The 13,102-nt window shown below is 65.1% G+C and carries 14 protein-coding genes; 13 read left to right on the forward strand and 1 reads right to left on the reverse strand.

Annotated features, from left to right (window positions below; all coding sequences use genetic code 11):
• Positions 1-62 precede the first annotated feature (62 nt).
• Positions 63-257, reverse strand: coding sequence for a hypothetical protein (locus ACYVGK_RS16135; RefSeq protein ID WP_460735543.1), 195 nt, complete (start codon positions 255-257; stop codon positions 63-65).
• 286 nt (positions 258-543) lie between these two features.
• Here ACYVGK_RS16135 and ACYVGK_RS16140 point away from each other — a divergent pair, with 286 nt between their 5' ends.
• The 13 genes from ACYVGK_RS16140 (at position 544) to ACYVGK_RS16200 (ending at position 12,979) form a co-directional block, all read left to right on the forward strand.
• A complete protein-coding gene (locus ACYVGK_RS16140) occupies positions 544-1,968 on the forward strand; it encodes a dihydrolipoyllysine-residue acetyltransferase (protein WP_460735545.1) in 1,425 nt (474 codons plus the stop codon).
• A complete protein-coding gene (locus ACYVGK_RS16145) occupies positions 1,968-2,609 on the forward strand; it encodes a hypothetical protein (RefSeq protein ID WP_460735547.1) in 642 nt (213 codons plus the stop codon). Before ACYVGK_RS16140 ends, ACYVGK_RS16145 begins: the two co-directional genes overlap by 1 nt.
• A 56-nt stretch (positions 2,610-2,665) precedes the next feature.
• Positions 2,666-4,459, forward strand: a complete 1,794-nt coding sequence (gene lpdA, locus ACYVGK_RS16150; protein WP_460735549.1) for a dihydrolipoyl dehydrogenase — start codon at positions 2,666-2,668, stop codon at positions 4,457-4,459.
• 138 nt (positions 4,460-4,597) lie between these two features.
• On the forward strand, positions 4,598-5,296 hold the full coding sequence (locus tag ACYVGK_RS16155) for an aspartate/glutamate racemase family protein (RefSeq protein WP_460735551.1): 699 nt from the start codon (positions 4,598-4,600) through the stop codon (positions 5,294-5,296).
• A 478-nt stretch (positions 5,297-5,774) separates the two neighbouring features.
• Positions 5,775-6,143: an ATP synthase subunit I gene (locus tag ACYVGK_RS16160; RefSeq protein ID WP_460735553.1), complete on the forward strand. Its 369-nt coding sequence runs from the start codon at positions 5,775-5,777 to the stop codon at positions 6,141-6,143.
• 10 nt (positions 6,144-6,153) lie between these two features.
• Complete coding sequence (atpB, locus tag ACYVGK_RS16165) at positions 6,154-6,987, forward strand: F0F1 ATP synthase subunit A (RefSeq protein WP_460735555.1); 834 nt, start codon at positions 6,154-6,156, stop codon at positions 6,985-6,987.
• Positions 6,988-7,069: 82 nt separating this feature from the next.
• On the forward strand, positions 7,070-7,345 hold the full coding sequence (atpE, locus tag ACYVGK_RS16170; protein WP_187713084.1) for a F0F1 ATP synthase subunit C: 276 nt from the start codon (positions 7,070-7,072) through the stop codon (positions 7,343-7,345).
• A 111-nt stretch (positions 7,346-7,456) separates the two neighbouring features.
• Complete coding sequence (locus ACYVGK_RS16175; RefSeq protein ID WP_460735557.1) at positions 7,457-7,915, forward strand: F0F1 ATP synthase subunit B; 459 nt, start codon at positions 7,457-7,459, stop codon at positions 7,913-7,915.
• 5 nt (positions 7,916-7,920) lie between these two features.
• Positions 7,921-8,448, forward strand: a complete 528-nt coding sequence (locus ACYVGK_RS16180) for a F0F1 ATP synthase subunit delta (protein WP_460735559.1) — start codon at positions 7,921-7,923, stop codon at positions 8,446-8,448.
• 52 nt (positions 8,449-8,500) lie between these two features.
• Positions 8,501-10,051, forward strand: a complete 1,551-nt coding sequence (gene atpA, locus ACYVGK_RS16185) for a F0F1 ATP synthase subunit alpha (protein ID WP_460735561.1) — start codon at positions 8,501-8,503, stop codon at positions 10,049-10,051.
• Between the two features lie 81 nt (positions 10,052-10,132).
• The gene (gene atpG / locus ACYVGK_RS16190) at positions 10,133-10,996 is read left to right on the forward strand and encodes a F0F1 ATP synthase subunit gamma (RefSeq protein WP_460735563.1); all 864 of its coding nucleotides are present in this window, start codon (positions 10,133-10,135) and stop codon (positions 10,994-10,996) included.
• A gap of 55 nt (positions 10,997-11,051) precedes the next feature.
• Positions 11,052-12,452, forward strand: a complete 1,401-nt coding sequence (gene atpD, locus ACYVGK_RS16195) for a F0F1 ATP synthase subunit beta (protein ID WP_460735565.1) — start codon at positions 11,052-11,054, stop codon at positions 12,450-12,452.
• A gap of 104 nt (positions 12,453-12,556) precedes the next feature.
• The gene (locus ACYVGK_RS16200; RefSeq protein WP_460735567.1) at positions 12,557-12,979 is read left to right on the forward strand and encodes a F0F1 ATP synthase subunit epsilon; all 423 of its coding nucleotides are present in this window, start codon (positions 12,557-12,559) and stop codon (positions 12,977-12,979) included.
• The last annotated feature ends 123 nt before the right edge of the window (positions 12,980-13,102 follow it).

The following is a 13,102-nucleotide window of genomic DNA, read 5'->3' on the forward strand; positions in this document are numbered from 1 at the left end:
TCGTCGAGGTCGACTTCGATGTGTTCCAGCGAGCACCCGCGGAGATCGGTTGTCGCGACAGGTCAGCCGCCGATGCTGGCGCCCAGGGCTGCGCTCAAGGCCGTGTCGCCGCCCACCAGATCGCGCCAGCGCAGTTCCTGGCCGTTGCGGCGGCCCTTCTCGACGAGCTTGAGGCCATCGCCATCGATGGTCAGCGTGTAGGCCTTGTCCTCGATCGTGATTTCGCGGCGGATCGGCTTGTCCAGTTTCGTGGTCATCGCAGGAGCTCCGGTGCGGGTATTAGCGGGGCAGGCTAGCCCGAGGGAAGAAAGGCCTTGTGAATGGCCCATTCAGGCCAACGGGGTCCGATGACCGTTGCGGACGAAGCCAGCGGAGGTTGCGGACCCTGTCATCCAGGGCCAGGACAATGCGCTCCGGTATGTCGTGCGCGCTCCTGCTTCATGCCGGGAATGCAAAAAGCGTCATATCGCAGGCGGGGTCTGCTGGTTGGCGTACCCCCGCTCAGCGGCCACAATAGCGGCTTTCGCGCTTTGCGGAGCCCCCATGGCTGAGTTGAAGGAAGCACGCGTCCCCGATATCGGGGGTTACGACGACGTGCCCGTGATCGAACTGCTGGTCGCCGTAGGCGATACGGTCAAACCCGACCAGGGCCTGGTCACGCTGGAGTCCGACAAGGCGACGATGGAAGTGCCGGCGCCGTTCGCCGGGATCGTGCGCGAGCTCAAGGTCAAGGTGGGCGACAAGCTGTCCGAAGGCAGCGTGGTCGCGTTGATCGAAGCCGCCGGGGCCGCTGCTCCCGCTCAGCCGCCGCGCGCCGAACCGGTCGCCGCACAAGCCACGACGATCGCCGCCGAAACGGCCACCAAGGTCGTACCGGTGGCAGTCCCGGCGCAGGCCGACAAGATCACCCAACAAGCGATCGCCGCGCAGGCCGTGGCGCATCCGGTGCTCGATACCCGTCCGGGTATCGACCCCGAAGCCGCCCCGCCCAAGCTGGCGGCCCCCTCCTCGCCGCCGGTTGCGTTCACCGCGGATGAGCTGATGCCCGACAAGGTGCCCTACGCCAGTCCGGCGGTGCGCCTGTTCGCCCGCGAACTCGGCGTCGACCTGATGCAGGTGTCCGGCAGCGAGCGCGGCGGCCGCATCGGCAAGGAAGACGTGCAGAGGTTCGTGAAGTCGGTGATGCAGGGCGGCGCCGTGTCCGCGGCGCCGGCTGCCGGCGGTGGTGGCTTGAACCTGCTGCCCTGGCCGAAGGTCGACTTCAGCAAGTTCGGCGAAGTGGAAACGCGCGAACTCTCGCGCATCCAGAAGATTTCCGGCGCCAACCTCGCGCGCAACTGGGCGATGATCCCGCACGTCACCCAGCACGACGATGCCGACATCACCGACCTGGAAGAGCTGCGTGTCGCGCTCAACAAGGAAAACGAGAAGAGCGGCATCAAGCTGACTATGCTCGCCTTCCTGATGAAGGCCTCGGTCGCCGCGCTGCAGAAGTATCCGACCTTCAATTCCTCGCTCGATGCCTCGGGCGAGAACCTCACGCTGAAGAAGTACTTCCACGTCGGTTTCGCCGCCGATACGCCTAATGGCCTGGTGGTCCCGGTCGTGCGCGACGTCGACAAGAAGGGCGTGCTGCAGATCGCGCAGGAAACCGGCGATCTGGCGAAGAAAGCGCGCGACGGCAAGCTCGGCCCGGCCGACATGCAGGGCGGCTGCTTCTCGATCAGCTCGCTCGGTGGTATCGGCGGCACGAAGTTCACGCCGATCGTGAATGCGCCGGAAGTCGCGATCCTCGGCGTCTCGAAATCGGCGATCCGCCCGGTATGGGACGGCAAGCAGTTCGCGCCGCGCCTGATCCTGCCGTTGTCGCTGAGCTACGACCATCGCGTGATCGATGGCGCCGCCGCGGCACGCTTCACGGCCTACCTGGCCCAGCTGCTGGCCGACATGCGCCGGGTGCTGCTGTGATGCGCGCGGCATTGCTGGTTACCGCGCTGCTGCTGGCGCCGATCGCCCGGGCCGACGACGCCTGCAAGCTGTCGCTCGGACGCGGTTGGCCGTCGGCCACCGAGAATTACGGGAGCGCGGTGGAACGCTTGTTCGCCGTCGGCAGTCAGCCTGGTTGGAGCGTCACCCTGTTGCCGAAGACCGGTGTGGAAAGCGGCGTGATGCTGATTCCGGCCGCCGACGGTCGCGACTGGGTCCTGCGACGCGCCATCGCCGATGAGCGCGTGCACTACTGGACCGCGACCAAGCTCGAGTTGCGCACCAACCAGGAACCCGAGCTCCACGAGGTCGGAATTCCCGCTGCGGTCGCCACGCGTTTCATTGAAGACTGGCGTCGCGCGCTGTCGATGGCTGCGCCCGAGGGCAGTGTCGCGCCTTTCAGTGAAACGGACACCTGGCTGTTCGTCGCCGGTGACCTGCGTGTCAGCGGCCTGGAGCCGACCTGCGAACTGGGCGAGTTGATGCGCGACCAGATCGACCTGCTGATCGAGGCCAGCGACGAAGGCGATGAGAAGCGCGAGAAGCGCTGGCGCCAGCTCGGCAAGTCGCTCGATCGCATGCGCAACGTGCTCGATGCGATGAGCAAGAGCGCGGCGCAGTAAAACCATTTCGCGTCGGCTGCACGACAGCCGCGCACCAGGCATTAGACGGAAGGGCCATGGCCAACATCGAACTGAAGGTTCCCGACATTGGTGGTTACGACGACGTACCGGTGATCGAAGTGCTGGTCGCCGTCGGCGATGTCGTCCAGAAGGACCAGGGCCTGGTCACGCTGGAATCGGACAAGGCGACGATGGAGGTGCCGGCCTCGGCGTCCGGCAAGATCGTGGAACTCAAGGTCAAGGTCGGCGACAAGCTGTCCGAAGGCGGCGTGGTCGCGATCTTGGAGACCGAAGCGGGCGCGCAGGCAGCTGCACCGCAGGCCGAGAAGCCGGCGACCGCGCCAGCGCAACCAGCGCCATCCGCACCAGCACCAGTAGCGTCGAGCAAGGCACCGCACGCCGCCGCCGGCACCGGTCGCAAGGCCGACGTCGAATGCCGCATGTTGGTACTCGGTGCGGGTCCGGGCGGTTACACCGCCGCGTTCCGCTCCGCCGACCTCGGCCTGGATACGGTGCTGGTCGAACGCTACGCCACGCTCGGCGGCGTGTGTCTCAATGTCGGCTGCATTCCGTCCAAGGCGCTGTTGCACGCCGCCGCGGTGGTCGATGAAGCCGCGCACGCGAGCGACTACGGCATCGATTTTGGCAAGCCCAAGATCACCCTCGACAAGCTGCGTGACTACAAGAACAAAGTCGTCGGCCAGCTCACCAAGGGCCTGTCCGGCATGGCCAAGCAGCGCAAGGTGCGCGTGGTCGAAGGCGTGGGCAAGTTCGTCTCGCCGAACGAAGTCGAAGTCGCGGGCAAGAACGGCACCCAGCTGATCCGCTTCGAGCAGTGCATCATCGCGGCCGGTTCTCAGGCAGTGAAACTCCCGGGCTTCCCGTGGGACGACAAGCGCGTAATGGATTCCACCGACGCGCTCGATCTCGCCGACGTGCCGAAGAAGCTGCTCGTGGTGGGTGGCGGCATCATCGGCCTGGAAATGGCGACGGTGTATCGCGCGCTGGGTTCGGAAGTCACCGTGGTCGAATTCATGGACCAGCTGATGCCGGGCGCGGATCTCGATCTGGTCAAGCCGCTGGCCGATCGCCTGAAGAAGCAGGGCGTCGCCGTGCATCTGCGCACCAAGGCCAACGGTACCGAGGCGCAGAAGAGCGGAATCAAGGTTTCGTTCGAAAGCGCCGAGGCCGGAAAGCCGGCGTCGATCGAGGCGCAGGTGTTCGATCGCGTGCTGGTCGCGGTGGGGCGTTCGCCCAACGGCGGCAAGCTCGATGCCGACAAGGCCGGTGTGAATGTGACCGATCGCGGCTTCATTCCGGTCGATCGGCAGATGCGCACCAACGTGCCGCACATCTTCGCGATCGGTGACCTCGTGGGTCAGCCGATGCTGGCGCACAAGGCCACGCACGAAGCCCGGCTCGCCGCGGAAGTCGCCGCCGGCGAGAAGAAGGAGTGGGTAGCGCGGGTGATTCCGTCGGTGGCCTACACCGATCCGGAAATCGCCTGGGTCGGCGTCACCGAGAACGAAGCCAAGGCCAAGGGCCTCAAGGTCGGCGTGGGCAAGTTCCCGTGGGCGGCCTCGGGTCGCGCGATCGGCATCGGCCGAACCGAAGGCTTCACCAAGTTGATCTTTGACGAGGCCACGCACCGCATCATCGGTGGCGGCATCGTCGGCGTGCACGCGGGTGATCTGATCAGCGAGATCGGTCTCGCGATTGAGATGGGCTGCGAGGTCCACGACATCGGCGCCACCATCCACCCGCATCCGACCCTGAGCGAATCGGTGGGCATGGCGGCCGAGGTCTACGACGGCACCATCACTGATCTGTACATCCCGAAGAAGAAGTAATCCGCATCGCCTGCCGTCGTCTTGCCGACGGCAGGCTGCTCTGGCGCGCGCGGCGCCAAACGCTGTGTCGCAGCGTCGGGCATCGCAGCCGCTACGGGCGCCGTATCCTGAGCTCCGACTCACACGGAACTCGCTCGCATGCGCACCCTCGGCCTGCTCGGCGGCATGAGCTGGGAATCCACGCTGCCGTACTACCGCCTGCTCAACGAGCGCGTGCGCGAGCGCCTGGGTGGGCTACATTCGGCCCAGTTGCTGCTCTACAGCGTGGACTTCGCCGAGATCGAGGCCTTGCAGCATCGCGGCGAGTGGGATGCCGCCGGCGACGTTCTCGCCGAAGCTGCGGTGCGCCTGCAGGGCGCGGGCGCGCAGGCGCTGCTGATCTGCACGAACACCATGCATCGCGTCGCGGCGCAGGTCGAAGCGGCGACGTCGATCCCGCTCCTGCACATCGCCGACGCTACCGCGCGCCGCATCCATGCCGCCGAGCTGCACCGCGTCGGCTTGCTGGGTACACGCTTCACCATGGAGCAGGCGTTCTATCGCGAGCGGCTGGAGCGCAGCGGGTTGCAGGTGCTGGTGCCGGATGCGGCCGCGCGGGGGCGCGTTCATGCCGTCATCTATGACGAACTGTGTCGTGGCGTGATCCGCGAGGAATCGCGCGCATTCTTCCGGCAAGCCATCGCGACGCTGGTCGAGCAGGGCGCCGAGGGCGTGATCCTGGGCTGTACCGAGATTGCGCTGCTGGTAAACGACGACGACGCGTCGGTACCGTTGTTCGACACCGCGCGTATCCATGCCGAGGACGCGGCCGACTGGGCGATGGGCGCGCAGCCCTAGATCTTGCGTGGAGGTGCCAAGGCCTTGTAGAGCGGAGCTTGCTCCGCTGCTCTTATAGAATCCGGCCCTGCCAGGATGCTCTTGCCGAAGAAGTCCCCTAGCCGGGGCGCGCACTGCAGCGGAGCAAGCTCCGCTCTACCAAGCGGGGCGGAGGCGAAAAAGACGAAGCCCCGGCCTCGGAACCAGGGCTTCGCAGGCCTGCAGCGAATCGACGAGGAAGAAGGCAGGCCTATGGGTCGGACCCAGTCCCCCGGCAAAGGTTCCGTGAACAGGGTTCGGCATTTCTAAGCGGGTTTCGCCGCTTTTTCCGTCGGCCGGCTGAGCTTCGAGGGCCCCCGGCCGGGCCGTTCGAACACCCCTTCGCCCAGCTTTTCGCGGTTGCCCCGGAAAAGTTCCCGCTGCTATACTTTTGCGGCTTCGCAGGGCGCTTTTCTGCCCCACTTGTCCACTCCATTGCTCTCCGTACGGAGCTTGCCGCGTGTCGAATCCAATCGCCGCGGGCCGGCGGCTGGCGCAGCGAGCGATTGCCTGGCAGGCCGTCGCCACCGTGCTGGTGGCGCTGGCCTTCCTCGCCAAGGGACTGCCCTGGGTGCTGGCCGCATTGGTCGGCGGCGGCGCGGTCACCCTGGCGGCCTGGCTGTCGGCGCTGGTGGCTTTGGGTGGTGGAGTGAGTCCTGCGGGTGTCGCGTTCGCGCGGCTGTGGATGGGGATGGTGCTGAAGTGGCTGCTGGTGCTGGTCGCAATCGTGATCGCGCTCGGCCTGTTCCACCTCCCTGGAATACCCCTGATGGCCGGTGTCATCACGGCCACGCTGGCCCTGGTGCTGGCCAATTCGATCAGACGATAGGTGTCGTTTCGTGAGTGAATCTAGCGGCGGTGGTTTGACCGGATACATCCAGCACCACCTGACTCACAATCAGGCGGTCCATGGCGCTCCGGCCGATCCTTCCAATTTCAACTGGGACTCCTGGGCCGTCGCTCTGACGCTGGGTCTCCTGTTCGTGCTGTGGTTCGGCCGCGCCGCGCGCAAGGCCACTGCCGGCGTTCCCAGCAAGGGCCAGGCCTTCGTCGAACTGATCGTCGAATTCGTCGACGGCCAGGTGCGCGATACCTTCCACGGCGACCGCCGCACGGTCACGCCGCTGGCGATCACGATCTTCATGTGGATCGTGTTCATGAACACCATGGACCTGATCCCGCTCGATCTGCCGGGCATGCTGATCACCCTGGTCGGCGGCGAAGAGGCCGCGCACCACACCTTCTTCCGCATCGTCCCGACCGCCGATCTCAATACGACGCTTGGCATCTCGACGTCGGTCTTCCTGATCCTCATCGGCCATGCCTGGTCCGCCAAGGGCGGCATGGGCTTCGGCAAGGAACTGCTGACCGCGCCGTTCCACGCGCACGGCTTCGGCGCGATCGTGCTGGCCCCGATCAACCTGGTCATGAACATCATCGAGTGGCTGGTCAAGCCGATCTCGCTGGCCATGCGACTGTTCGGCAACATGTACGGCGGCGAGCTGGTGTTCATGCTCATCGCCGGCCTGATGGCCGGCTGGGTGACCTTCCTGCCGGGCGTCATCGCCAACGCGGCGTGGGGCATCTTCCACATCCTGATCATCCTGCTGCAGGCCTTCATCTTCATGATCCTCACCGTCGTCTACATCGCCGGTGCGCGCGAAGGTCATTGACGCAGTCCGAAATTCCGCAAGTCCGTAATTCCGCTTTTCCCTTCCACCGCTTCACCCCTTAGACAATCGCTGGAGAACCACCATGGAATTCATCGCTCACGTGCAGGGCCTGACCGCCGTCGCCATCGGCATCATCATCGGCCTCGGCGCCCTCGGCGCGTGCCTCGGCATCGCCATCATGGGTTCGAAGTTCCTTGAATCCGCTGCACGTCAGCCGGAGCTGATCCCGGTGCTGCAGGGCCGCATGTTCCTGCTGGCCGGCCTGATCGACGCGGCGTTCATCATCGGCCTCGCCGTCGCCCTGTTCTTCGGTATCGCCAACCCGCTGCTCAGCGCGCTGCAGAACGCTGCTGCCTAAGCAAGTCGGACGTGCTGCGCTCCGCATGGGGCGCAGCACCGAAGTAGTTTCCGGTGCGGCGTTGTCGCACCGGTCTGAGAAATCCGTCGAGGACGCGTCGTGAATATCAACATGACTTTCTTCGGTCAGATGCTTTCGTTCTTGATCCTTGTGATCTTTACGATCAAGTTCATCTGGCCGCCGCTGAATGCGGCGCTCGAAGAACGCCAAAAGAAAATCGCCGAAGGTCTGGCCGCGGCTGACAACAGCCAGCGCGCTCTCGCGCAGGCGCAGGAAACCGCCGAAGGCGAACTGCGTACGGCTCGTGCCAAGGCCAACGAGATCATCGAGCAGGCCCACCAGCGCGCCAATCAGATCATCGATCAGGCCAAGAACGACGCGATCGCCGAAGCCACCCGCCAGAAGGCCGTGGCCGAAGCCGAAATCGTCGCTGCCGCCAACCGCGCCAAGGAGGACCTGCGCAAGCACGTGTCCAGCCTTGCCGTGACCGGTGCCGAGAAGCTGCTGCGCCGTGAGATCGACGCCAACGCCCACAAGGCGCTGCTCGACGAACTCGCCGCCGAGATCTGAGACCGATGAGCCAGGCCCTGACCCTTGCCCGTCCCTACGCCCGCGCTGCCTTCGGCCTTGCGCGGGATGCCGGCGACTACGCCAGCTGGTCGAACGCGCTCGCGTTCGCCGCACGCGTGGCCGCCGACCCGCAGGTTGCCGAATTGCTCGGCAGCCCGCGCCTGGGTAACGCCGACGCCGTTTCGCTGCTCGCCATCGATGGCAGCGGCGACCCGATGCGCAACTTCCTCGCCCTGCTGGCGGACAACCGCCGCCTCGCGCTGCTGCCGGAAATTGCCGGCCTGTACGAGGACCTGCGCGCGGAAGCCGAGCGCGTGGTCAAGGCGCGCGTCACCTCCGCGACGGCGCTGGGCGACGGCGAGCTCGAGGGCATCAAGGCCGCGCTGAAGAAGCGCTTCGGCTGCGAGATCCAGATCGAGACCGCGATCGACGCCTCGCTGATTGGCGGCGCCGTGATCGACGCTGGCGACGTGGTGATTGATGGCTCGCTCAAGGGCAAGCTCGATCGCCTGCAGTCCGCGCTGACCAACTAAAGAATTTCAATTGCAATCGTCGGCGGCAACGTCGGCACATAGGGAACCACCCATGGCTACCACGCAGCTCAACCCGTCCGAAATCAGCGAACTGATCAAGACCCGCATCGAGAAGGTCAAGCTGGCCGCCGAAGCGCGCAACGAAGGCACCGTCACCTCGGTGTCCGACGGCATCGTGCGCATCCACGGCCTCGCCGACGTGATGCAGGGCGAAATGATCGAACTGCCGAACGCCACCTACGCGCTCGCGCTGAACCTGGAGCGCGACTCGGTCGGCGCCGTGGTCCTGGGTGACTACGAGCACCTGCGCGAAGGCGACACCGCCAAGACCACCGGCCGCATCCTCGAAGTGCCGACCGGTCCGGAACTGCTCGGCCGCGTCGTCAACGCGCTCGGCGAAGCGATCGACGGCAAGGGTCCGATCGACGCCAAGGTCTCGGCTCCGGTCGAAACCATCGCTCCGGGCGTGATCTGGCGTAAGTCGGTCGACCAGCCGGTGCAGACCGGTTACAAGTCGGTCGACTCGATGATCCCAATCGGCCGTGGCCAGCGCGAGCTGATCATCGGCGATCGCCAGACCGGCAAGACCGCGATGGCCATCGACGCCATCATCAACCAGAAGAACTCTGGCATTAAGTGCATCTACGTCGCGATTGGTCAGAAGAACTCGACCATCTCGAACATCGTGCGCAAGCTGGAAGAACACGGTGCGATGGCTTACACCACCGTCGTTGCGGCCTCGGCTTCGGAATCGGCCGCGATGCAGTACATCGCCGCCTACTCGGGCTGCACCATGGGCGAGTACTTCCGCGACCGCGGTGAAGACGCGCTGATCATCTACGACGATCTGTCCAAGCAGGCCGTGGCCTACCGCCAGATCTCGCTGCTGCTGCGCCGCCCGCCGGGCCGCGAAGCCTACCCGGGCGACGTGTTCTATCTGCACTCCCGTCTGCTCGAGCGCGCCGCGCGCGTCTCCGAGGAGTACGTCGAGAAGTTCACCAACGGTGCGGTGAAGGGCAAGACCGGTTCGCTGACCGCGCTGCCGATCATCGAAACCCAGGCCGGCGACGTCTCGGCGTTCGTGCCGACCAACGTGATCTCGATCACCGACGGCCAGATCTTCCTGGAAACCGACCTGTTCAACGCCGGTATCCGTCCGGCCGTGAACGCCGGTATCTCGGTGTCGCGCGTCGGTGGTGCGGCCCAGACCAAGATCATCAAGAAGCTGTCGGGCGGCATCCGTATCGCGCTCGCCCAGTACCGTGAGCTGGCTGCGTTCGCGCAGTTCGCTTCGGACCTCGACGAAGCCACCCGCAAGCAGCTCGAGCGCGGCCAGCGCGTCACCGAGCTGATGAAGCAGAAGCAGTACGCGCCGATGTCGATCGCCGAACAGGCGCTGTCGATCTACGCCGTCGACAAGGGCTACATGGACGACGTCGCCGTCGCCAAGATCGGTGCCTTCGAAGCGGCCCTGCACGCGCACTTCGCCAATACCCAGGGCGCTCTGATGAGCGACATCGCCAAGTCCGGCAACTGGAACGACGACATCGAAGGCACCTTCAAGAAGGGCATCGAAGAGTTCAAGGCCACGGGCACCTGGTAAGCAACGTAAGGCGGGTCTCGACCCGCCCTATGGGCAAGTGATCGAAACGGCGGATTAAAACCCGCCCTACCGAGAAGAAAGATGGCAGGCGGACGCGAAATCAAAACCAAGATCAAGAGCGTGCAGAACACCCGCAAGGTGACGCGCGCGCTCGAGATGGTCTCGGCCTCCAAGATCCGCAAGGCGCAGGATCGGATGAAGTCGTCGCGCCCGTACGCGCGCGCGATGAAGCAGGTGATCGGTCACCTGGCCCAGGCCAACACCGACTACCAGCATCCCTACCTGGTCGAGCGCAAGGAAACCAAGCGCGTCGGCTACCTGATCGTGTCGTCCGACCGTGGTCTGGCCGGCGGCCTCAACAACAACATGTTCCGCAAGCTGCTCGGCGAAATCCGCAAGTGGCAGGAACAGGGTGTTGAAGTCGACGTGGTCACCGTGGGCCAGAAGGCCTCGGTGTTCTTCCGTCGCGTGAAGGTCAACATGCTCGCCACGGTCACGCACCTGGGCGACATGCCGCGACTGGAACAGCTGGTCGGCGTGATCAAGGCCATGACCGACGCGTACAGCGAAGGCAAGGTCGACAAGGTCTTCCTGGCCTACAACGACTTCGTCAACACGATGGTCCAGCGTGCGACGTTCGACCAGCTGCTGCCGGTGCCGCCGGCGGAAGCGCAGGTCGCGCACCACGACTGGGACTACATCTACGAGCCGAACGAAAAGACCGTGCTCGACCATGTGCTGACCCGCTACATCGAGTCGGTCGTGTACCAGGCGGTGCTGGAAAACCTCGCCTCCGAGCATGCTGCGCGCATGGTCGCGATGAAGTCGGCGTCGGACAACGCCACCAAGCTGATCGGCACCCTGCAACTGGTCTACAACAAGGCCCGTCAGGCAGCGATCACCCAGGAAATCTCCGAAATCGTCGGCGGCGCGGCAGCGGTCTAAGCGACTGCACGCGCCACCACACCAGTAATTCAAGAGTTATCAAGAGGCTATGGCAATGAACCAGGGCAAGATCGTTCAGATCATCGGCGCGGTCGTCGACGTCGAATTCCCGCGCGAGAGCGTGCCGAAGGTGTACGACGCGCTGAAGGTGCAGAACACCGCAATCACGCTCGAAGTGCAGCAGCAGCTCGGCGACGGCGTCGTGCGCACGATCGCCCTCGGTTCGACCGACGGCCTCAAGCGCAACCTGATCGCCGACAACACCGGCAAGGGCATCTCGGTGCCGGTCGGCGCCGGCACGCTCGGCCGCATCATGGACGTGCTGGGTAACCCGATCGACGAAGCCGGCCCGGTGCAGGCCTCGGCCGCGTGGGAAATCCACCGCGCCGCTCCGTCGTACGAAGACCAGTCCTCGGCCAACGAGCTGCTGGAAACCGGCATCAAGGTCATCGACCTGATGTGCCCGTTCGCCAAGGGCGGCAAGGTCGGCCTGTTCGGCGGCGCCGGCGTGGGCAAGACCGTCAACATGATGGAACTCATCAACAACATCGCCAAGGCGCACTCGGGTCTGTCCGTGTTCGCCGGCGTGGGCGAGCGTACCCGCGAGGGCAACGACTTCTACCACGAGATGAAGGACTCCAACGTCCTCGACAAGGTGGCGATGGTGTACGGCCAGATGAACGAGCCGCCGGGCAACCGTCTGCGCGTGGCGCTGACCGGCCTGACCATGGCCGAGTACTTCCGCGACGAGAAGGACGCGTCGGGCAAGGGTAAGGACGTGCTGCTGTTCGTCGACAACATCTACCGCTACACGCTGGCCGGTACCGAAGTGTCGGCGCTGCTCGGCCGTATGCCGTCGGCGGTGGGTTACCAGCCGACCCTCGCCGAGGAAATGGGCGTCCTGCAGGAACGCATCACCTCGACCAAGACCGGTTCGATCACCTCGATCCAGGCCGTGTACGTGCCCGCGGACGACCTAACCGACCCGTCGCCGGCGACCACCTTCGCCCACCTCGACGCCACCGTCGTGCTGTCGCGTCAGATCGCCTCGCTGGGTATCTACCCGGCCGTGGACCCGCTGGACTCGACCTCGCGTCAGCTCGACCCGAACGTGATCGGCAACGAGCACTACGACACCGCGCGTCGCGTGCAGTCGACGCTGCAGAAGTACAAGGAACTGAAGGACATCATCGCGATCCTGGGCATGGACGAGCTGTCGGAAGAAGACAAGCTGGCCGTGGCCCGCGCCCGCAAGATCGAGCGCTTCTTCTCGCAGCCGTTCCACGTCGCCGAAGTGTTCACCGGTTCGCCGGGCAAGTACGTGTCGTTGAAGGACACCATCCGCGGCTTCAAGGGCATCTGCGACGGCGAATACGACCACCTGCCGGAACAGGCGTTCTACATGGTCGGTTCGATCGAAGAAGCGGTCGAGAAGGCCAAGAAGATCGCTGCCTAAGCAGCGGTTGCGTAGGGCGGGTTTCGACCCGCCTTGCGAGTGGCAGTTGAGTAGCACCGATCGAAGAGTGGCGGGTTGATAGCCCGCCCTACAAAGAGAGACACATGACCACCTTCCGTTGCGACATCGTCAGCGCCGAAGACGAAATCTTCCACGGTGAAGCCGAACTCCTGGTCGCGACCGGCGAACTGGGCGAACTCGGCATCGCGCCGCGTCACGCCCCGCTGATCACGCGCCTGAAGCCGGGCAAGGTCGTCGTGACCCTGCCGGGCGGCGAGCAGCTGGACTTCGCCGTTTCGGGCGGCATCCTCGAAGTGCAGCCGCAGGTCGTGACCGTGCTGGCCGACACCGCGATCCGCGCGCAGGACATCGACGAAGCCGCGGTCCGCAAGGCCAAGGAAGAAGCCGAGCGCATCCTGGCCAAGAAGGATCCGAAGATGAGCGCCGAAGAAGCCGAAGCCCAGCTCGCGATGAGCCTGGCGCAGCTGCAGGCGCTGGAACGTCTGCGCAAGAACATGAAGCACTGAGCGCGGACTTCGCGTCCTGATCTACGAAAACGCCGGCCTCGCGCCGGCGTTTTTGTTTTTGGTCTTTGTAGAGCCGAGCTTGCTCGGCTGCTTTTCGCCCGAACCGCAAGAACGGCGGAGCAA

It is taken from the genome of Lysobacter tyrosinilyticus, assembly GCF_054779815.1.

Coding starts and splice junctions, on each gene's coding strand:
- lpdA (WP_460735549.1), top strand. CDS start 2,666: ATGGCCAACATCGAACTGAAGGTTCCCGACATTGGTGGTTACGACGAC.
- ACYVGK_RS16140 (WP_460735545.1), top strand. CDS start 544: ATGGCTGAGTTGAAGGAAGCACGCGTCCCCGATATCGGGGGTTACGAC.
- ACYVGK_RS16155 (WP_460735551.1), top strand. CDS start 4,598: ATGCGCACCCTCGGCCTGCTCGGCGGCATGAGCTGGGAATCCACGCTG.
- ACYVGK_RS16135 (WP_460735543.1), bottom strand. CDS start 257: ATGACCACGAAACTGGACAAGCCGATCCGCCGCGAAATCACGATCGAG.
- atpD (WP_460735565.1), top strand. CDS start 11,052: ATGAACCAGGGCAAGATCGTTCAGATCATCGGCGCGGTCGTCGACGTC.
- ACYVGK_RS16175 (WP_460735557.1), top strand. CDS start 7,457: ATGACTTTCTTCGGTCAGATGCTTTCGTTCTTGATCCTTGTGATCTTT.
- atpG (WP_460735563.1), top strand. CDS start 10,133: ATGGCAGGCGGACGCGAAATCAAAACCAAGATCAAGAGCGTGCAGAAC.
- atpE (WP_187713084.1), top strand. CDS start 7,070: ATGGAATTCATCGCTCACGTGCAGGGCCTGACCGCCGTCGCCATCGGC.
- ACYVGK_RS16180 (WP_460735559.1), top strand. CDS start 7,921: ATGAGCCAGGCCCTGACCCTTGCCCGTCCCTACGCCCGCGCTGCCTTC.
- ACYVGK_RS16200 (WP_460735567.1), top strand. CDS start 12,557: ATGACCACCTTCCGTTGCGACATCGTCAGCGCCGAAGACGAAATCTTC.
- atpA (WP_460735561.1), top strand. CDS start 8,501: ATGGCTACCACGCAGCTCAACCCGTCCGAAATCAGCGAACTGATCAAG.
- ACYVGK_RS16145 (WP_460735547.1), top strand. CDS start 1,968: ATGCGCGCGGCATTGCTGGTTACCGCGCTGCTGCTGGCGCCGATCGCC.